Source organism: Halobacillus sp. 12SKB, from assembly GCF_052941655.1.
Map to the genome: position 1 here is coordinate 3,277,488 of NZ_JBRFWR010000001.1, position 20,031 is coordinate 3,297,518.

The following is a 20,031-nucleotide window of genomic DNA, read 5'->3' on the forward strand; positions in this document are numbered from 1 at the left end:
ATCCTTCCTATGCTTCCAATAATTCCGGTGTTTCCTCTAATCTGACGGATACAAGTTTAGATACGCCTGACTCTTGCATGGTGACCCCATAAAGAACATCCGATTCTTCCATCGTCCCTTTTCTGTGGGTGATCACAATGAACTGTGTTTTCTCACTGAATTCTTTCAAAAACTTAGCAAAACGATCCACGTTCGCTTCGTCCAATGCCGCTTCCACCTCATCAAGGACACAGAACGGGACGGGCCGGACGCGCAAAATCGAGAATAACAAAGCGATAGCTGTCAGAGCGCGTTCTCCGCCGGATAACAAACTCATATTTTGCAATTTCTTACCCGGAGGCTGGGCAACAATATCAACCCCTGTTTCTAACATGTCACCCGGATCAGTGAGTTGCAGATCGGCTCGCCCTCCCCCGAACAATGTACGGAAAACTTCACCGAATTCAGCACGGATCTTCGTAAAGGTATCTTCAAATTTCCGCTTCATTTCACCATCCATTTCATTGATGACTGTATGAAGGGTTTGTTTCGCTTCAAGTAAGTCATCCTGCTGCCCTTTCAAAAATTCGTAACGCTCTTTAATCCGATCATACTCATCGATGGCTCCCAGATTCACAGTTCCAAGCTCTTCAATGGCCCGCTTGATCAGTTTGACCTTTGTCGATGCTTTATCAATATCGTCTACACCCGGGTAGTCCCTCTTCGCTTTCTCAAACGTCATCACATACTCTTCCTGCAAGTATTGAAGCATATTCTCAAGCTCGACATCCAGCCGGTTGGCTTTAACTTCCTTTTGCTGCAGGTCCTGGATGAAGTTTTGATGCCTTCGCTTCCATTCCTTCAATTTTTGTTCGGCTTGCTGAATGTCCGAAGCCAGATCTTGACGCTCTTTTCTCTTCCTTTCGATCGACGAAGTGGTCTCTTCCTTTGCCGCCCTCATGCTTTCTATTTGAGCCTGGATTTCATCTTCTGTCTGATTCGACTCCTTGACTTCCATCAACTGTTGATAAGAAACACGGTTGCCTCGTAATTCCTGCTCGATAAGATCTTTTTCCTGCTGGTAACGGTCCGCTTTTTCTTTTTGGTTGTTTACCGCAGACTCTTGCTCGGCTAGCTGAATTTGAAGCTTCTGCCTGCGTTCCTGCAAGTTAGCCTCGTCTTCTTTTTGACGTTCTTTTGTTGTCGTCAACTCTTCGATCTTTGTATTGATCGAGACGAGTTGCCCCTCAAGGGTACGCAAAGTATCGTCAAGCTCGTTCAACTGCTGATCTGCATGATGAGAATCTTGATCGTACTGGGCCTGATCTTGGTCAAACAATTGAAGCTGATCATTCAAGTGGTCGAGTTTCAACTGTACTTCCCTTTGATCAGACTGCCTTTCGTACTCTTCTCTCTTTAATTCAGAGAGGTTTACATTCCACTGTTCTTTTTCCTCTTCTTGCTCAGCTAAAGTCGTCTTTAGCTTTTTCACTTTACTCTCAACATCCAAAGCCTTCGCTTCGTAGTTGACAATTTTCTCACTAAGTTCCTGCAATTCCTTTTCTCTTGTAAACAAAGATTGTTTGGATTGCTTTTTCGCTCCTCCTGACATCGAACCACCAGGATTGACGACATCTCCATCAAGCGTTACAACTCTGTATTTCCGATTCAATACACGGGCAATTTGGTTTGCATGTTCTAACCCTTCAGCAATGACGATATGACCTAGAAGGTGCTGGATCGGTTTTGAATGGGCCGCATCGTATTGAATAAGATCTGCTGCCACCCCTACATACCCTTCTTGCTGTGAGAGTGATGCACTCCCATGGACAGAACGAGGTTGAATGGAGGTAAGAGGAAGAAAAGTAGCTCTTCCTTTATTGTTGGATTTCAACCAGTGTATCGCTTGTCTTCCGGTTTGTTCGTCCTCCACGACAATATGCTGGGCCTGTGCACCAAGTGCTGTCTCAATCGCTGTTAAAAGGTGGGAAGGTATATCAATCAATTCGAGGACAGCTCCATGAATCCCCTGCAACTGGCCCTTTTGAGATGCTTTTAATACTTCACGAACGCCGTGGAAGTAACCGGAGAAGTCTTCCTTCATCTCTTCAAGCATTTCCTTCTTAGACCGCATGTTTTCCAAATATTGATACCCTTTATAAAGCTTCTCCTGCCACTCTTGATACGTCTGTTTATTCTTTTCGTATCTTTTGCTTAACTCTTGGACTTGAGACTCCAGGTTTTCCCGCTGTGTGGTCAGGTTTTCCAACTCATTTGTCATAGAAGTCAACTGCTCTTCAAGCTTAGCACGTTCAATTCTAAGATCTTTGAATTTATCAATTTGACTACCTTTTTTGGAGTGAATTTGGTCCAGCTGTTTTTCTAAGAGTTGTTTCTCATTCCGTTTAGCTGCCTGCTTATTCAGCAGTTCAATATATTCACTCTTCAAATCTTCGATCTCATCTTCGATCAAATGAAGGTCCTGTTTTAACGCCTGTGTGGTTTGGTTTAACTCTTGTTTCGTTTGTTCTCTTTTTTCTTTGATTTGTTTTAACTTTTGAGTTTCTTCTTCGGCAATCGTCTTTAAATTCACCAGTTTGTCAGAGAGATCCTCATAGGCTTCTTCCAATTTGGATTTGTTTTCTTCAAAATGCTTATGGCGCTCTTTCATCAGTTGCTTTTTCCCCTCAAGATTTTCAAGGTCTCTCGTTAGTTCAAGCAACTTCGCCTGCATGTTTTCTATTGAAGCATCCAGACTTTCCACATGATCCCTTTGACTTTTCAATGAAACCTCATCAGACTCGATTTTCTCACTCAACTCGTTTTCCTGGCTTTTGACTTCTTCCAGATCTTTGAGAATTCTTTCCCATTCTCCGTGAACCTGCTGGATTTGAGTGATCAATAAAGAGATCTCCACGTTCTTAAGCTCATCTTTTTTCTCTAAGTAATCTTTTGCAACAGCCGCCTGCTCTTTTAACGGTTCAAGCTGGCCATCAATCTCCCATATGATATCTTCCACACGGTTTAGATTTTCCTGTGTTTCCGACAACTTATATTCCGCTTTTTTCTTCCGCTGTTTGTACTTCAGTACTCCTGCGGCTTCTTCAAAAATGGACCGGCGATCTTCTGCTTTGGAGCTGAGAATCTCTTCCACTTTTCCTTGGCTGATGATAGAGAATGCTTCTCTACCGAGCCCGGAGTCCATGAATAGATCGACGATATCTTTCAAACGGCAAGTCTGATTATTTATATAGAACTCACTTTCGCCAGAGCGATAAACGCGTCTCGTCACACTGACTTCCTGGTAATCCAAAGGCAGTGCCTGATCCGTATTATCAAGAGTCAAAGTCACTTCTGCCATATTCAATGGTGCCCTGCTCTCACTACCTGCAAAAATGATATCTTCCATTTTACTACCGCGGAGCGATCGGGCTGATTGTTCACCTAATACCCAGCGAATCGCATCCGTTATATTACTTTTTCCACTACCATTCGGCCCGACGACAGATGTGACTCCAGAAACAAAATCAACAGTCACACGTTCGGCAAATGATTTAAAACCTATCGTATCTAATTGTTTGAGGAACATATTCATCCTCCTGTATTTTCACAAATCTTTCATTCACTCAACTTATATATTTTATCATAAAGAAAGCCCCTACGGTAGGAACCGAGAGCTACTTTTATAACACCCTGGTAAATCTTATTGTTCCATAAAAGCTCCCTTTACTTGAAGACTCAGTTTCGAGACTTTTGTTGAGTGGATGGGGGCTGCAGGGAATAGCTCGCTTTCCGCGGGAGCGCGGTGAGCCTCCTCGGACTGCGTCCTGTGGGGTCTCACCCTGCACTTTTTTCCCGCAGGAGTCTCGCCATTCCCCTCCGCCCCTTTGGTTATAAGTATCTCGAAACCCCTTCTGGAATAAGCTGCTTTCATTCACATGGAAATTAAAAGGGAATTAACTCTCAATGAAGCTATTATGTATGCGGAAAGCTTATGACAGAGCGTTTTATGCTTACAAACACCAGGATAGTGAAAGGCATCCTCTCCAACTGTGAAGGGGTTCGTTTCTCTCTTACATCAAAAGGGGTGGTTGGGAAGCTGCGAGACTCCCGTGGGAGAAAGGAGATAGGCGAGATCCCGCAGGGCGGTAGCCCGAGGAAGCTTGCCACTCCCCCACAGGAAAGCGAGTAGCTTCCCAGCCATCCCTGGCGCACAATCCAGGTAACGAACCCTGTAAAGTCTTGAAACTGGGTCTTCCACAATCCTCCCATTTACTTTAACAAACTATAATTATAATGAAGGGTTTCAAAATTCGGTAAAGTCCTTTATCATATGTAATAGCCTAGATAACGAGCCCTGAAGGAGGATTCATTTTTGAGTTTACAAGAAGCAAACCAAGAAAACTTAGAAGTCATCATTAATGATATGGCAGAAAAACTGCAGGTCGTGAACCGTTCCCTCATGGACCCAGAGGATTACGATCTCAACAAATACGAAGAAATCAAATCCCTTCACGACATTATTGAAATGAAAGGTTCATTGAGTGTTTCTGAAATCCAGGCATTCGTTCAGGAACTTGGTCAATACAGAAAATAAAGAACGCTACTAAAAGAGACCGTTATCCGAAGATTCCCTCCGGATAACGGTCTCTTTTTGATCCTTTTTTAAAGGCGGATTATAAATGAGCTCCTTGATTTTCCAATGCTTGTTGAGCCGCTTTTTGTTCCGCTTCTTTCTTTGTACGGCCTACACCAATCCCGCCAATTTCATCCTGGATCAGTACATGCGCGATAAACTCACGGCTGTGTGCAGGTCCTCTCTCTTCAACGATTTCATATTCAATTTTGCTGTTCTTATCCCGTTGAATAAATTCTTGTAGCTGACTTTTGAAATCCATCGCATGAGAAAAAGCACCTTTTTTCACTTTCGGATACACATACGTTCTCAAGAACTGTATAACTGCATCATAACCCTGGTCTAAATAAAGAGCTCCAATGAACGCTTCAAAAACATCAGCAAGCAATGCCGGCCGGTTGCGTCCTCCTGTCAGCTCTTCTCCTTTACCAAGTAAAATCAGGTCTTGGAAATTCAGCTCATTTGCAAATTCTACTAATGAGACTTCACACACAATCGAGGCTCTGAACTTCGTAAGCTCTCCTTCAGCCATGTCCGGGAACTCCCGGTACAAATACTGTGAGACTCCTAGTTCAAGAACGGCATCTCCCAAGAATTCCAGCCGTTCATTATCCTCCCGATCGGTTTTCCGATGCTCATTCACATATGATGAATGTGTAAAAGCCTGTTCCAGTAACGAGATATCATTGAATTGTAAGTTTATCTTTTTCTGGAAACTGGAAAAATCATCCATAAATCACCTTGTCCTTTGCAATGAATTTCTTAAAAATATAGGAAAGGCTGCCCGAAGAAAACGGACAGCGATCCTATTACGACTGGCTGCTTATGTAATTCACAGCGTCGCCTACTGTATTGATTTTTTCAGCTTCTTCATCAGAAATTTCCATATCAAACTCGTCTTCAAGCTCCATTACAAGCTCAACGACATCAAGAGAGTCTGCTTCTAGATCTTCTTTGAAGGAAGCTTCCATAGTCACTTTAGACTCATCAACATCAAGACGATCGACGATGATTTGTTTTACACGATCAAATGTTTCTGCCATTGGAACCTCACCTCCCTTCAGTAATTATAGTAATGTGTAGTCAAAAGCGCAAGAGGTTGTTTAGCCCCGACCAGATTAAGCAAACCTATGAAGTGGCGTATTTTGCCACTTCATAGGGCTTGCTTAAGACCTCGAGGGGCTAACCTCTGGAGCTGGATGTAGTCAAAAGCGCAAGAGGCTGTTTTGACCCGATTTCCAGCAGAAATCGTAATCTCTTTATTTCAATAGAGATCACTGCCTAGTAAGAGCCATGTTTTACATGACCATACCACCATCGACATGTAATGTTTGACCTGTCATGTATGCCGCATCTTCAGAAGCCAGGAAGCGTACCACGCGTGCCACATCCTGCCCTTCTCCTAAACGCTTCAGCGGAATCAAGGCAAGCATCTGCTCGCGCTGCTCGTCTGTAAGGGAATCTGTCATATCTGTAGCGATATATCCCGGAGCTACCGCGTTCACCTGGATGTTTCTAGCTGCCAATTCTTTAGCGTTCGATTTCGTCATCCCGATTACACCAGCTTTAGCAGCGACGTAGTTCGCCTGCCCTGGATTCCCAGAAACACCTACAATTGAAGCAACGTTGATGATCCGTCCATATTTCTGCTTCATCATCTGACGCGTCACTCCTTTTGTACAGAGGAAGACGCCTTTCAAGTTCGTATCAATCACTGAATCAAATTCTTCTTCTTTCATTCTCATCAAAAGATTATCCTTCGTAATTCCTGCATTGTTCACAAGGATGTCCAGACGTCCGAATTCATCAACGACTGTTTTCACCATACGTTTGACATCTTCATCTTTAGAGACATTGGCCTGTATTTTGATGGCCACACCGCCCTGTTCATGAATTTCCTGAACAACTGCCTCGGCTTTATCTTCGCTTCCCGCATAGTTGACGGCTACTTTAGCTCCTTGTGCAGCAAGTTCAAGAGCTATAGCTTTTCCGATTCCTCGAGATGCTCCTGTGACGAGAGCCACCTGGTCTTGTAACATTACGATTCCTCCTTATACCAATCGGTGAACGCTTGCAGTGAATCTGGGTCCTGGACGCTGAACGTTTTCATGCGGCGTTTCACTTTTCTAACAAGGCCGCTCAACACTTTCCCTTGCCCTACTTCTACAATAGCTTCGACATCTTCCTCGACAAATGCCTCAAGGATTTGTTGAAACCTTACTGGTGAGTAGAGTTGCTCCACGAGAAGCTTTTCTATTTCTTCAGCATTTGTCACCGGCGCTGCAGTTACGTTCGCATACACAGGGACATCAGCGTCATGGATGGTCGTCTCAGACAAATGGTCAGCAAAATCATCACTGGCTGATTTCATAAGACGGGAATGGAATGGACCACTGACATTGAGAGGAAGTACACGCTTCGCCCCTGCCTCTGACAATTGCTCAGATGCTTTGTCCACGCCTTCCTTCGTACCGGAAATAACAATTTGTCCAGGGCAGTTGATATTCGCAAGGTCTACGGCTAAATCCCCGTCAAAGTCCCTTAACACTTCTTCTATTTCCTCCTGAGAGAGGCCAAGAACAGCCGCCATCGTCCCCATCCCTGTTGGATAAGCTTCTTCCATCAACTTTCCACGGACATGGACAAGTTGAACTGCTTCCATTGGATCCAGTGCTCCAGCTGCAACCAAGGCGCTGTACTCTCCAAGACTGTGACCTGCCGTCATAGCAGGAGCCACCCCTTCTTGCTGTAGTACTCGTTGAATGGCTATACTATTCAAAAGTAATGCCGGTTGAGCATTTTCTGTTTTTGTTAATTCTTCTGAAGGTCCTTCGAACATTAAACGAGTCAAAGAATAACCAAGGGCTTCATCCGCTTCATCAAACAATTGTTTCACAGCAGGATAAGCCTCATACATCGCCTTCCCCATTCCTACTTCCTGAGACCCTTGCCCAGGAAAAACACATGCGATTCGCTTCATGATTCATCCTCCTCTTTGTTCATTTTAGAAAGTGTTGCTGATATTGTATTCGTTACACCAAGCTCAATCATGTGGCACGCTTGACGGATCGCATTCAAAACAGCTCGATCATTGGAAGAGCCGTGTGCTTTAATCACAGGCGCGGCCAAACCAAATAACCCTGCTCCGCCATATTCACTATAATCGAGTTGGGCTTTTAAATTCCGCAAATCATTTTTTGCTAAGCCAGCTGCAATTTTAGTTTTAAAGTTACTCATAAAGGTTTGCTTGATCATCGAAAACATCGTCATTGCCGTTCCTTCAATCGTCTTCAAGGTCACATTACCTGTGAACCCGTCAGTCACGACTACATCGGCTACACCTTCAAGCAAATCACGGGCCTCGACGTTTCCGATGAAATTGATCGGAGCTTCCTTCATTAGATCAAACGCTTTTTTGGTCAGGTCACTTCCTTTGCCATCTTCCGTACCGACATTCAAAAGACCGACCCTCGGTTGTTTGATTTTGCGTACATTTTCAGCATAGATACTTCCAATCACTGCATATTGCAATAAGTGATCGGGCTTGGCATCCACGTTCGCCCCGACATCCAGCATAAGAAACCCTTTGCCATCTGACGTTGGAAGGGTTGGACTGAGGGCAGGCCTGTCCACACCTTTCATGCGACCGACGACAAACAACCCTGCACTCATCAAGGCCCCTGTATTTCCAGCCGAAATGCAACCATCCGCCCGTCCTTCTTTCACTTCAGTGGCTGTGAGAACCATAGAGGACTGCTTCTTTCTCCTTACGGCTCTTACCGGTTCATCATCTGCTGTAATGACTTCTGTTGTATGTAATATGGACACATTCGACTGCCCTTTTAAAAAAGGTTTGATTTGTGCTTCATCACCTACAAGAGTGATTTCCAAGCCGTCAATTGTGTCTGCCGCCTGTACGGCTCCTTTTACGATCGCTTCAGGAGCGTTGTCACCGCCCATAGCGTCAATGGCTAGCTTCATTCTCGATCCATCTCCTTCTGTTGGTTCGAACGATACATCTCAAACGTACCTGCAAACACTTCTTCGTTACCTACGTAACTATGCACATTCACAAGTGTTCGTCCCTTTTCATCGTCCCCTTTAACAGTCGCTTTGGCCACCACTCGTTCTCCAAGCTTCACTGGCCTTGTGAATGTAATCTCCGACTGCGCAGTAAGCGCGAGTTCATCATTAATCAAGGCGACGGCAAGGGAGTTTGCCTGTGCAAATAAATAGTGGCCTCTAGCGATATGGTTTCTGGAAAAGACATGTTCCGGGCGGATGTCCAAAATCGAAATGGCACGGTCGTCCAGTTCCAGGTCGACCACTTCTCCGATGATTTCTTCAACCGGTAAAGCTTTCACTGTTTCATTCCATTCCTGTGTGGCAACCGACTTGATCCGTTCCCGTAATTCCGGAATTCCGAGTTCCATCCGGTCGAGCCTTATCGTCTGAATGCTGACCCCGAATGTCTTTGCTAGTTCTTCGTCTGTAATGAAGGGGGTATGGTCTATTTTCGTTTTCAATTCTTCCTGACGTACTTTTTTAGACTTCTTCATACATATGCCACCGTTCATTTAGTCATAATGTCATCCCCTTATGACTAGGTACTAATAGTAATATATAATACCAAGTTCAATTACGCAAGGATTTGCTTAGGATTCCCTATTTTCTTCTTCATAGTAACTCAACCCTCAATTAAGGAAACACGCGCACCATCTTAAACAATATGGCAGGATTCTTGAAGACGGGGTGGTTGGGAAGCTGCGAGACTCCCGTGGGAGAAAGGAGATCGGCGAGATCCCGCAGGACGTAGTCAGAGGAAGCTCGCCACTCCCCCACAGGAAAGTGTTCAAATGCGAAATCGCCCTGGTAGACACGACTGGCATAAGCAAAACAGCAACCGTATGCGCTTTTTATCCCTTTGCTGTTCTGCTTATGACGCGAGGGTCTGGGCGATGGAGCTGGACGAGTTGCTTCCAAGCCAACCCTGACGCTCAACCAGGCAACCAACCCTGAAACGTCTCGAAGCTGAGTCTTCCACAATCAGGAGCTATTCTTGGAATTTAGGAAATGGAAAACACTCGGCTTTTGGAAGCCGAGTGTTTGTTTGGTTAGTCCAACACATTGCCGAGAATGTGCTGGTCACTATAAACTTGTTCTTTTAGCGCTTTGTATCGTTCGTCATTATCCAGCATGTTCTCCATAATCATTTCTGCCGCATCTTTTCTTGCAGTTTCGAGAGCACGGTAATCGTGGACCATATCACCGACCCTAAATTCAGGCAGACCGCTTTGTTTTTTGCCGAAAAAATCACCCGGACCACGAAGCTTCAAGTCTTGTTCGGATAATTCGAAGCCATCATTTGTTTCGGTCATAATTCTCATCCGTTCTTTCCCAACGTCTCCCTTTGGATCACCAAGAAGTATGCAGTAACTTTGATCTGCCCCACGCCCTACTCGTCCTCTTAACTGGTGAAGTTGAGAAAGGCCGAACCTCTGTGCATCATAAATGACCATTACGGTTGCATTTGGTACGTTCACCCCTACCTCGACAACCGTTGTAGAGACGAGAATTTTCAGCTCGTTTGCAGCAAACTGGTGCATAACGCTCTCTTTTTCTTCGTTATGAAGCCGACCATGCATTAACCCGACTGATGTGGAAGGCTCAAAAACCGCGCTAAGCTGATCATAAAGGTCGATGGCATTTTGAATATCAAGCTGATCCGACTCTTCGATCAATGGACAAATAACGTAAGCCTGGTGTCCCTGGTCAATCTCTTTCTGGATAAAGCTCAACACGCGGTTGGTCATTTCCCCTTTAACCCAATACGTATCTACAGGCTTTCTTCCCGCAGGCATTTCATCAATCACACTTACATCCATATCTCCGAATGCCGTAATCGCGAGTGTTCTCGGGATAGGTGTTGCTGTCATAAATAGGACATCCGGGGAGAGACCTTTATCCCGTAATGACCTGCGCTGTTCAACCCCAAATCGGTGCTGCTCATCAACGATGACGAAACCAAGATTTTTAAAAACGACCTCGTCCTGAATGAGCGCATGGGTGCCGACCAAGATATCAATTTCTTCCTGCTCGACGGCTTCAAGAATTTCTTTTCTCCGCTTCCCCTTTATAGATCCTGTCAGCAAAGCAACTTTGGCACGTCCTTCAAACATTTCTTTCAAGGAATGGTAGTGTTGTTCTGCAAGGATTTCTGTCGGAACCATGAGTGCACCTTGATAACCTGCTGTAATGGATGCGTAAAGAGCTATTGCGGCAACAGCTGTCTTCCCTGATCCAACGTCCCCTTGTAGGAGACGGTTCATTCTGTGCGGACTTTTCATGTCGTTTAAAATTTCTGCCAGGGAACGTTTCTGCGCAGAAGTCAATTCGAATGGCAGTGATTGAACAAAAGCCGTCAACTGTTCGTTATCATACGTTTGAACAATTCCGGATGTCGATTCACGGTTATGCTTCCTTAACAACTGCATTTTCAATTGAAACAGAAGAAATTCTTCATAAATAAAGCGACGTTTTGCATGCTTCAGCATGACCCTGGTCTCAGGATAGTGCATTTGATTCAAAGCTTGAGGACGCTCTGGAAGCTTATAGGCAAGAGCCAGATCTTCAGGAAGAATCTCAGGAATATCCTCACTGTAGTCTTCAAGGGCATTTTTAATCACTTTCCTCAATGTGTTGAGGTTGACCCCTTCTTTCAACGTGTACACAGGCTGAATAGGTTCCTGACTTTTGGACTCTCCTTTTTTAAATTGGCTGACCGTTATTTGGAGTCTTTGCTGATCCCATTTCCCTGTCACCGTAACCGTGTCCCCCTGAGTCAATTGCTTCTTCGCAAAAGCACGATTGAACATGACAGCTTTTACTGCAAACTGATCGACTTGAAGGGTAAAAGTCAGCCTTGATTTCTTCCTGCCATAAAAACTTAAAGCAGGTTCAGAGACGATTTCCCCTTCAATGGTCGCCTTCTCATTGTGCGTGAGTTCAGTAAGAGGCTTCACTTCATAAGAATCATAACGGTGCGGAAAGTAGAATAATAGATCCTCTACGGTGAAGAGTCCAAGCTCATTTAATTGTGATTGTAGTTTGTCCCCTACTCCTTTGACTTCACTGATCGATTGCTGCAACACGTCATTCACTCTTTCTTCAACGATATTCCGTACACTTTGGCTTCTAATTCACGTCCCGTTGGAGTAGCTGCAAGTCCTCCTTGTGCGGTTTCCCTGAACGCTGAAGGCATGCGTTGTCCGACTTTGTACATCGCATCTATAACCTCATCACAAGGAATTCGACTCGTCACACCCGCAAGAGCCATATCCGCAGCTACAACTGCGTTGGAGGAGCCCATAGCATTCCTCTTCACACACGGCACTTCTACCAGGCCTGCAACCGGATCACAAATAAGTCCGAGCATGTTCTTCAAAGTAATAGCCATCGCTTCAGCAGATTGTGAAGGAGTTCCCCCAGCCATTTCAACGATTGCAGCAGCAGCCATTCCAGCAGCTGAACCGACTTCTGCCTGACAGCCTCCTGCTGCCCCAGAAATAGAAGCATTATTGGCAACCACAAATCCAAAGGCACCTGAAGTAAACAGGTAACGAACCATTTGCTCACGTGTAGGGTTCAGCTGATTTTTCACAGCAAAAAGGGTCCCCGGCACACACCCTGCGCTCCCTGCAGTAGGAGTAGCACAGATGGTTCCCATTGCTGCGTTCACTTCATTAGTTGCAACAGCTTTACTGACAGCATCCATAAGAAGGTTTCCGGATAATGGGGTATGGTTTTTCATGTAGTTTTGGATAAGTACCGCATCTCCCCCTGTCAATCCACTGTGAGATTTAACACCTTTCAAGCCATCCTCAATCGCTTTTTCCATAACATCGAGGTTTCTTTCCATTTGAGAGAACACTTGCTCCCTCGTTAGTTGTTTCACTTCCATCTCCTGACGAATCATAACTTCAGAGATTTGGATATTTTCACTTTCTGCTAATTCTACGAGTTCAGCGACATTTCGAAACATGTGACCTCTCCTTTCTTTTTAGTCCGATATTTTAGCTACTTGTGTAATGTGATCCGCTCGCTCTAGTTCATCGAGAATGGAATCATCAATATTCTGGTCCACTTCAATGACCATCAAGGCCTGTTCGCCCTGCGCTTTACGCGATACTTCCATGCGTCCGATATTAATTTCGTTTTTTGCTAAAATGGCCGTTGCCGAGGCAATCGCCCCATAGCGGTCATTGTGAATAAGCAGGATTGCCGGGTGACTTCCAGATAAACGAAGTTCAAAACCGTTCAACTCTGTTATTTCTGCTTTTCCTCCCCCGATGGAGATTCCGACTAACTCGAGCTCACCATGATCATCACCGATTTTAACTCTTGCTGTATTGGGATGATCCGTATGAGCATCCTCTTCATGAAACCTTATCTTCATTCCATTTTTCCTAGCCGTAACAAGTGATTGACTGATGCGTTCATCATACGTATCATAGTCGAGCAGTCCACCAATTATAGCTACATCTGTTCCGTGACCTTTATAGGTTTTCGCAAAGGATCCATACAAATGGATATGGGCATATTTTGGTTCCCTTCCAAATAAATGGCGTGCGGCACGCCCGATTCTGGCCGCCCCAGCGGTGTGGGAACTGGATGGTCCAATCATGACAGGACCAATAATATCGAATACTGAACGATATTTCATGAGAATCACCTTCCCTTTTCATCTATATATAAAGAAAGAAAACGCTTTCTACTATATTATAATCCTTTTATATCTTAACACAAACTGTTGTTCTACACCTCATTTTTTACAAAAAGCAAACAAATCAGGTTGATAGATTGACGATTTACGAGTAAAATAAACGTTTGTGGGTTACTCGGTAACCGGGCGGGAGAGGGATAAATTTCATAGAGGAGATTCAAATGCTCAATCAGCATCATCAAAAAGTGAGCTGGAAGAAAGAAGGATTGGCTGGGTTAATCGGTTATTTCACGACCGTCTACATCGTGGCCGTAAACAGTCAGATCCTTCATAGTGCAGGTCTGCCGCTTGAGAGCGGTATGATTGCAACGATTCTTGCCAGCGCACTCGGCTGTTTGATCATGGCCATATACGCCAATGCGCCTATGGTTCTCATTCCAGGAATGGGTGTCAACGCTCTATTCGCTTACTCCATCGTTGAAGGATCGGGGATGACTTTTCAAGAAGGGCTGGCAGTTGTATTCGTAGCCTCCCTCATCTTTCTAGTCACAGCTTTCACCAAACTTGGTGACTGGTTGAAACATGCCATACCCGCTTCCCTGAAACATGCGATTACGGTTGGTCTCGGATTGTTTTTGACGTTGATCGGATTAGAAAAAGGCGGCCTTGTTGTAAGAGGAGAACATTCTTTGATTACTCTCGGCAATCCTTCTTCTGCGATTGTCATCACAAGTATCCTCACCTTGTTTATTGGGATTTTCCTTTTCACAAGAAATGTTCCCGGTAACTTCTTGGTGACGATGATTGCAGGGACCATTATCGCTCATTTCACAGGAGTATTGGGTGAACGAGGAGATTCTCTCGCACTCAGCGAACAATCCTGGGTTTTCATGCCGGACTTCACAAGTGTGACCGGTTTCGGGTTCTGGATGGCTGTTTTCCCACTTGCGATCGTTCTCATTTTCGAGAACATGGGTCTCATCCACGGACAATTGGATATGCTGGATCAACAAAGCAAATTCAAAAAGTCCTATCAGGCCTCTGCCTTTTCAGCATTAAGTACGGGATTCCTCGGTACATCACCGACGGTTTCTTCAGCTGAGAGTGCAGCTGTCATTGCATCCGGAGGAAAGTCAGGACGAGCAGCACTAACGATGGCTGTCTTATTCAGTGGCACCATCTTTTTGATTCCTTGGATTTCCATGGTTCCATCTACCGCTATCGCACCGATCCTCATCATCGTCGGAGCACTGATGGTACAGAATATTAAGGAAATCCCACTGGATCAATTGTCTGAAGCGATGCCAGCCTTCCTGATTATCGTGATGATTCCATTCACCTACTCCATCGCTGATGGAATGGCTTTTGGATTTATCGCTTACCCGATCGTAAAGTTCGCCATCGGAAAGCAAAGAGAACTAACTACGCCAGTCGTACTCATCGCCATGATCTTTCTCATTGAATTTATCATGCGCTCGCTTGGTCATTAATAATTAGTAGCAATACAATAAACCCCGTACATCCAGGATGTACGGGGTTTATTGTACTCTCCACCTTAGAACAATAGTTAACTGACAGCACTCCACCTGTTGATTACTTGCAGACAAATGGATTTTCATCCGGTCTGGATTATATTCCGCTTGAAAAGGCGATTCTACACCAGAACTTCGAATCAAAGTGTTTACTTTCGATTGATCTGACTCCTGAGCAGCCCCCATCATGTCATTAGCAAAATCATGAGAATTACTGATTTTTTCTACTACTTTGCTGGCATCTTCCATCAACTTTTCCATCTCGGAGGCAGACTGGACAAACATGTCCTCATTAACTTCTGGATACAAGCGGCAACGTTGAGGATAATGAGGGTAATGAGGGTAAACATTCCGATATACGATAGGGACATAGCACGGAACCCACACGACATACATACAAAAACCCCCCCGGGTCCTTTAAAACATTTCCTCCTCTAATAAACCATTATTAAATATATGTACCCCACCAAAAATCAGAAGCCCCCCTTCTTCCTGTAGTGCTCCCTATTCTGGAAGACTCAGTTTCGAAACGATTATGTGGTTCTAGGGGCTCCGGGAAAAGATTCGCTTTCCATGGGGCGGGCGGCGAGCCTCCTCAGGCTACGCCTTCCGGGGTCTCACCTGTCCCACACGTCCCATGGGAGTCTCACCGTTTCCCTCCGCCCCTTTACCTTACAAGTGTCTCGAAACCACTTCTAAAAGGGGAGCATGTATGGTTGAGGGAAGTGGATGATTAGAACACCTCCAAAGTACGTAAAAGCTTGATCCAGAGCTCATTACACCTCAAATGTGTGGTAGTGGAAGACCTTCCAACTTGGTACAGAGGTTCGTTTTTCACATACCTCGAATGGGGTGGTTGGGAAGCTGCGAGACTCCCGTGGGAGAAGGAGTTAGGTGAGATCCCGCAGGACGTAGTCCGAGGAAGCTCGGCGCTCCCCCACAGGAAAGCGAGTTGCTTCCCAGCCACCCCTGACGCTCAAAATGGCAACGAACCCCGGGACATCTCGAAATCGAGTCTTCCACAATCCTGCCATTTAGCTTAATAACGAAAAAACGTCCAGGAGATTCTGGACGTTTTTTTAGTTAGGTTATTGACCATCCACATCGATGGCCTTGATGGTAGAGTTATGCTTGGGAAATACAATTGTAAGAACGCCACCTTTAAAGGATGCACTGCTTGCTGTCTCCGCAACAGCAAAGGGAAGGGTCACTACGCGTTCTCTTTGACTTAATGAATGAGTACGGTGGTAATAATGTGCCTCTTCATTCTTTACTTCTCGTAGTTGCCGTTCATCTACGCGGATTCGAAGCTGATTCCCAGATCGATCTATGCGTATTTGCTCCCGTGACACATTAGGAAGGTAAGCTTCGACAGTGACGTCTCGATCTGTTTCGAACACTTCCACAGGAATTGTGGTCTGTTGAAAAAAGTCATGGACGTGCTTAATCGATTCGTCAAAGAACGAATCGAACGCCTTGACGATATCACGAAAACTCTTGTCAAACAAATCCGGCAGTTGTTTATGTTTATCATCCATACCTTTGCACCTCTTTTTGCATAAAGTCTGCCCTACACTTTATGCACGGCGCTCGGTTTGGTGAACATTTCATTTATGAATGAAAATCCTGACCTGAAGTCACAGGCTGGATGTATCCTTTGCGTATGACAAAATCTCCAAACCTTTCACCATCTTCCCGCTGCTTCGCATAATGAACAAGTAATGGTTTTAACTCTTCTAAGATTTCTCTTTCGCCAATATTTTCACGGTACAGTTTATTCAGTCGATCCCCTGCAAACCCGGCTCCTAAATAAAGGTTGTATTTACCAGGAGCTTTACCGATAAAACCAATTTCCGCAAGGGCTGGGCGTGAACATCCATTTGGACAACCTGACATTCTTATAGTAATTTCTTCATTTCTCAAGCCCACTTCATCCAAGACTTCTTCTATTTGATCAATCAGTGAAGGGAGATACCTTTCCGATTCTGCCATGGCCAGCCCACAGGTAGGCATTGCTACACAGGCCATGGAATTCCTTCTTAATGCAGAATTTTGCTTTCCTTCCGATAACCCATATTCTTCAATCACAGCTTCTATTTCTGGTTTACTTTCTTCCTTTATCTTAGAAAGCGTTACATTCTGATTAGCGGTCAGCCTGAACTCTCCAAGTCCCAGTTCCGCAATTTTCCGCATTCCTTCCTTTAATAAATAGGAATCTTCATCTTTAATGCGTCCATTCTGGATGAAAAACGTATGATGCCAATCCCCATCTTCTCCTTTCATCCATCCATACCGATCGCTATTGTCAGTAAAATGATAAGGCTTTGCCTCTTCCAGCTCCCAACCTGTTCTCCGGTTCAATTCCCCGCGGATCCAATCCTCTCCAAGACGATCTACGGTGTATTTGAAACGAGCGTTTTTCCGATTCGAACGGTTTCCGTAATCACGTTGTATCGTCAGGATTTTTTCAGCGACATCTTTTCCTTTTTCTTTCGGACAAAAACCGAGGACGCGCCCTAATTGAGGGTATGTCGTCTCATCCCCATGGGTCATGCCCATCCCTCCGCCGACAACGACATTGAAACCGATCAGCCTCCCCTCTTTTTCAACGGCTATGAAACCGAGATCCTGTGAGAAAACGTCCACATCATTGGAAGGGGGGACAGCGACACCGATTTTGAATTTCCGAGGCAGGTAGTGGGACCCGTAAATGGTCTCTTCTTCCTTCTGGCCATCAATCACTTTTTCTTCATCAAGCCAGATCTCATGATAAGCTCTGGTCTTAGGGAGTAAATGTTCACTTATTTGTTTAGCAAACTGATAGACTTCCGCGTGAAAAGAGGATTGATCTGGGTTCACATTAGCCATGACATTACGGTTGACATCCCCACACGCAGCAATGGAATCTAATAACGCTTCATTCATTGCCTGTATGCTGTTTTTCATGTTCCACTTCAATATCCCGTGGAGCTGAAAGGTCTGCCTTGTGGTCAGTTTCATAGTTCCATTTCCATATTCATCCGCTAACGAATCCATCGTTAACCATTGATCCGGTGTCGCTACACCCCCGGGAAGACGTACCCGGACCATGAATTGATAAGCGGGCTCTAACTTCTGCTTTCTCCGCTCATTCCTCAAATCACGATCATCCTGCATGTAACTTCCGTGGAATTTCAGTAGTTTCGTATCATCTTCGGGAATACTCGCACTGATCTGGTCTTGAAAACTATCCACGAGCGTACCTCTTAGAAGACGACTTTCTTCTTTAATCCTCTCCATGTCATCCGGTGGACCTTCCGGCCTTAAGATTTTGTTTTCAGCCACTAGACTTCCTCTCCTTTCGTTTTTCTTCTTAATAAACGTCTCTTTGGTAACGCTTCGCCTTTCTCAATTCTTTCAGATACTCCTCTGCTTCTTCGTCGTTGTATTTCCCTTCTTCTTTGACAATTTGCAGAATGGTGTTGTGGACATCTTTGGCCATATGTTTTTCATCCCCACATACATAGACATAAGCCCCGGCTGCTAACCATTGATAAAATTCTTCCCTATTCTCAAGCAAGCGGTGCTGGACGTACACTTTTTCTTTCGAATCTCTGGAGAAAGCGACATCCATTTTTGTTAAGACCCCATTTTTTAACCACTGCTGCCATTCCACTTGGTAAAGAAAATCCGTGACAAAGTGCTGCTCGCCGAAGAAAAGCCAGGACCTTCCCTGCGCCTCACTCTCTTCTCGCTCTTCAAGGAAGGCTCGATATGGCGCCACGCCGGTTCCTGCTCCTATCATGATGATAGGGAGAGATGGATCGTCCGGCAGCTTGAAATTGTTGTTTTTCTGAACAAATACAGACAGGTGATCTCCCGCTTCTGTCCTTTCTGCACATTGGCCGGAACAGACTCCCGTGCGTTTCCGTCCATTGGAATCGTACCTCACTGTTCCTATTGTCAGATGAACTTCATCAGGGTTTGCTTTGAAGCTGCTCGCAATGGAATAAAGCCTTGCCGGAATTTTTCTTAATATGCTGACAAACTCCTCAGCACCCGCATTCCATGGTCCATAATCCCTAACAACATCCAACAGGTCTCTTCCATAGATATAAGCATTCATTTCTTCCCTGGAAGCCACCAGTTGTTTGAATTCTTCACGATCTGTGAATCCTGCTATTTTTTGCAGTAAGGGTATGGTCAAGGCCGTAATCTCGTAATGAGAGGACAGAGCTTCCCGTAAAGCACGAACTTCTCCATCTTTGTTTACAATGACCGATAAATCAGGATCCCATTCCATTTCCTCTATCAGCTCATCTACTAGCGCTTCTTCATTGTTCGGAAAAATTCCCAGGCTATCCCCCGGCTCATAAGTAAGGTTCGATCCCTCTAGATCGATCTCCAAATGGCGCGTCTCTTTATTGGATCCTCGCCCGCTGAGATTGATGTTCTCCAGCACTTCGGCTTGAAATGGATTCTTTTTAGAGTACAACGGTCGATCTGTAACAGAAGGGGTTGGCTCGACCGGTGGAGAGACATGTTCCTGAGTATCGCCTAATGCATCCAGCACCACATTCCACCATGCTTCAGCATTTTCTTCATAATCCAGGTCACAATCGACAAGTGTGTGAATACGCTCAGCGCCAAGTTCGTTCAGCCGTTCATCGATTTCTTTCCCTGTCTGACAAAAGAACTCATAAGAACTGTCACCAAGAGCAAGGACGGCATACCTCACTCCGTCTAACTTCTGGGCTCGTTTACTGAATAGGAAATCATAAAAGGACAGCGCATTATCCGGTGGGTCTCCGTCTCCATGGGTACTTGTTAAAATCAATAAATCCTGTTCATTTTTTAAGTTTTTCGGTTTGTATTCATCCATATCCAAAACTTTGGCTTCAAAGCCTTTTGCTTTTAACCGGGCTCCATATTCTTCAGCAAGGGCCTGACAGTTGCCGGTGTGAGACCCATACAACAAAGTTACCTGCCGGGAAGCCGATCCTTGTTCTTCTGCTTGATGATCCTTTACAGCAAAGGAAGCAGAGTGCAGATCGGCAGCTAAATACCCGCTTAACCATATTTTCTGTCGATCATCCATTGTCAAAAGCAAACGGTTTAATTGTTCCGTTTGTTCTTGATCAAAAGGACTGTTTCTGACTTCAAGATTCAACATTGACACCTCC

General features: G+C 44.9%; 16 protein-coding genes. 2 read left to right on the forward strand and 14 right to left on the reverse strand.

Annotated elements, in window-relative coordinates; translation table 11 throughout:
* Nucleotides 1-7: 7 nt before the first annotated feature.
* Nucleotides 8-3,568: a chromosome segregation protein SMC gene (gene smc, locus ACQ4XT_RS16360; protein ID WP_446854592.1), complete on the reverse strand. Its 3,561-nt coding sequence runs from the start codon at nt 3,566-3,568 to the stop codon at nt 8-10.
* A gap of 786 nt (nt 3,569-4,354) precedes the next feature.
* Between smc and ACQ4XT_RS16365 the strand changes: the two genes are divergently transcribed.
* Nucleotides 4,355-4,576, forward strand: a complete 222-nt coding sequence (locus tag ACQ4XT_RS16365) for a DUF1128 domain-containing protein (protein WP_146816528.1) — start codon at nt 4,355-4,357, stop codon at nt 4,574-4,576.
* 79 nt (nt 4,577-4,655) lie between these two features.
* On the opposite strand, the gene rnc is transcribed toward ACQ4XT_RS16365, so the two are convergent.
* From rnc to sdaAB, 9 genes are all read right to left on the reverse strand, one after another.
* Entirely contained in the window at nt 4,656-5,348 is a 693-nt protein-coding gene (gene rnc, locus ACQ4XT_RS16370) for a ribonuclease III (protein ID WP_226589315.1), read from the reverse strand.
* A 76-nt stretch (nt 5,349-5,424) separates the two neighbouring features.
* On the reverse strand, nt 5,425-5,658 hold the full coding sequence (acpP, locus tag ACQ4XT_RS16375) for an acyl carrier protein (protein ID WP_035505393.1): 234 nt from the start codon (nt 5,656-5,658) through the stop codon (nt 5,425-5,427).
* A gap of 255 nt (nt 5,659-5,913) precedes the next feature.
* Complete coding sequence (gene fabG, locus ACQ4XT_RS16380; protein WP_446854593.1) at nt 5,914-6,654, reverse strand: 3-oxoacyl-[acyl-carrier-protein] reductase; 741 nt, start codon at nt 6,652-6,654, stop codon at nt 5,914-5,916.
* Nucleotides 6,654-7,595 (reverse strand): ACP S-malonyltransferase, encoded by a 942-nt coding sequence (gene fabD, locus ACQ4XT_RS16385; protein WP_446854594.1) that lies wholly within the window; start codon nt 7,593-7,595, stop codon nt 6,654-6,656. Before fabD ends, fabG begins: the two co-directional genes overlap by 1 nt.
* A complete protein-coding gene (gene plsX / locus ACQ4XT_RS16390; RefSeq protein WP_446854595.1) occupies nt 7,592-8,596 on the reverse strand; it encodes a phosphate acyltransferase PlsX in 1,005 nt (334 codons plus the stop codon). Before plsX ends, fabD begins: the two co-directional genes overlap by 4 nt.
* A complete protein-coding gene (fapR, locus tag ACQ4XT_RS16395) occupies nt 8,593-9,174 on the reverse strand; it encodes a transcription factor FapR (RefSeq protein ID WP_446854596.1) in 582 nt (193 codons plus the stop codon). The genes plsX and fapR overlap by 4 nt, the downstream gene beginning before the upstream one ends.
* 555 nt (nt 9,175-9,729) lie before the next feature.
* Complete coding sequence (gene recG, locus ACQ4XT_RS16400) at nt 9,730-11,766, reverse strand: ATP-dependent DNA helicase RecG (protein WP_446855714.1); 2,037 nt, start codon at nt 11,764-11,766, stop codon at nt 9,730-9,732.
* 5 nt (nt 11,767-11,771) lie between these two features.
* Nucleotides 11,772-12,656, reverse strand: coding sequence for an L-serine ammonia-lyase, iron-sulfur-dependent, subunit alpha (gene sdaAA, locus ACQ4XT_RS16405; protein WP_089652453.1), 885 nt, complete (start codon nt 12,654-12,656; stop codon nt 11,772-11,774).
* Nucleotides 12,657-12,674: 18 nt separating this feature from the next.
* Entirely contained in the window at nt 12,675-13,337 is a 663-nt protein-coding gene (sdaAB, locus tag ACQ4XT_RS16410) for an L-serine ammonia-lyase, iron-sulfur-dependent subunit beta (protein ID WP_446854597.1), read from the reverse strand.
* 221 nt (nt 13,338-13,558) lie between these two features.
* Here sdaAB and ACQ4XT_RS16415 point away from each other — a divergent pair, with 221 nt between their 5' ends.
* Nucleotides 13,559-14,827: an NCS2 family permease gene (locus ACQ4XT_RS16415; protein ID WP_446854598.1), complete on the forward strand. Its 1,269-nt coding sequence runs from the start codon at nt 13,559-13,561 to the stop codon at nt 14,825-14,827.
* Between the two features lie 48 nt (nt 14,828-14,875).
* Here the strand turns inward: ACQ4XT_RS16415 and ACQ4XT_RS16420 are convergent, their stop codons facing one another.
* The 4 genes from ACQ4XT_RS16420 to ACQ4XT_RS16435 all read right to left on the reverse strand — a co-directional run bounded on the left by ACQ4XT_RS16420 (nt 14,876) and on the right by ACQ4XT_RS16435 (nt 20,018).
* Nucleotides 14,876-15,265 (reverse strand): YuzC family spore coat inner layer protein, encoded by a 390-nt coding sequence (locus ACQ4XT_RS16420; protein WP_446854599.1) that lies wholly within the window; start codon nt 15,263-15,265, stop codon nt 14,876-14,878.
* Nucleotides 15,266-15,957: 692 nt separating this feature from the next.
* Nucleotides 15,958-16,407 carry an Hsp20/alpha crystallin family protein gene (locus tag ACQ4XT_RS16425; protein ID WP_446854600.1) on the reverse strand — a complete coding sequence of 150 codons (450 nt, stop codon included), beginning with the start codon at nt 16,405-16,407 and terminating at the stop codon, nt 15,958-15,960.
* 73 nt (nt 16,408-16,480) lie between these two features.
* A complete protein-coding gene (gene cysI, locus ACQ4XT_RS16430; protein ID WP_446854601.1) occupies nt 16,481-18,193 on the reverse strand; it encodes an assimilatory sulfite reductase (NADPH) hemoprotein subunit in 1,713 nt (570 codons plus the stop codon).
* Nucleotides 18,194-18,221: 28 nt separating this feature from the next.
* Nucleotides 18,222-20,018: an assimilatory sulfite reductase (NADPH) flavoprotein subunit gene (locus ACQ4XT_RS16435; RefSeq protein ID WP_446854602.1), complete on the reverse strand. Its 1,797-nt coding sequence runs from the start codon at nt 20,016-20,018 to the stop codon at nt 18,222-18,224.
* Nucleotides 20,019-20,031: the final 13 nt, after the last annotated feature.

Bases quoted from the DNA above. Each gene is read 5' to 3' on its own strand.
- fabG (WP_446854593.1), bottom strand. From the start codon at position 6,654: ATGTTACAAGACCAGGTGGCTCTCGTCACAGGAGCATCTCGAGGAATC.
- fapR (WP_446854596.1), bottom strand. From the start codon at position 9,174: ATGAAGAAGTCTAAAAAAGTACGTCAGGAAGAATTGAAAACGAAAATA.
- rnc (WP_226589315.1), bottom strand. From the start codon at position 5,348: ATGGATGATTTTTCCAGTTTCCAGAAAAAGATAAACTTACAATTCAAT.
- fabD (WP_446854594.1), bottom strand. From the start codon at position 7,595: ATGAAGCGAATCGCATGTGTTTTTCCTGGGCAAGGGTCTCAGGAAGTA.
- smc (WP_446854592.1), bottom strand. From the start codon at position 3,568: ATGTTCCTCAAACAATTAGATACGATAGGTTTTAAATCATTTGCCGAA.
- ACQ4XT_RS16420 (WP_446854599.1), bottom strand. From the start codon at position 15,265: ATGTATGTCGTGTGGGTTCCGTGCTATGTCCCTATCGTATATCGGAAT.
- sdaAA (WP_089652453.1), bottom strand. From the start codon at position 12,656: ATGTTTCGAAATGTCGCTGAACTCGTAGAATTAGCAGAAAGTGAAAAT.
- ACQ4XT_RS16415 (WP_446854598.1), top strand. From the start codon at position 13,559: ATGCTCAATCAGCATCATCAAAAAGTGAGCTGGAAGAAAGAAGGATTG.
- acpP (WP_035505393.1), bottom strand. From the start codon at position 5,658: ATGGCAGAAACATTTGATCGTGTAAAACAAATCATCGTCGATCGTCTT.
- sdaAB (WP_446854597.1), bottom strand. From the start codon at position 13,337: ATGAAATATCGTTCAGTATTCGATATTATTGGTCCTGTCATGATTGGA.
- plsX (WP_446854595.1), bottom strand. From the start codon at position 8,596: ATGAAGCTAGCCATTGACGCTATGGGCGGTGACAACGCTCCTGAAGCG.
- ACQ4XT_RS16425 (WP_446854600.1), bottom strand. From the start codon at position 16,407: ATGGATGATAAACATAAACAACTGCCGGATTTGTTTGACAAGAGTTTT.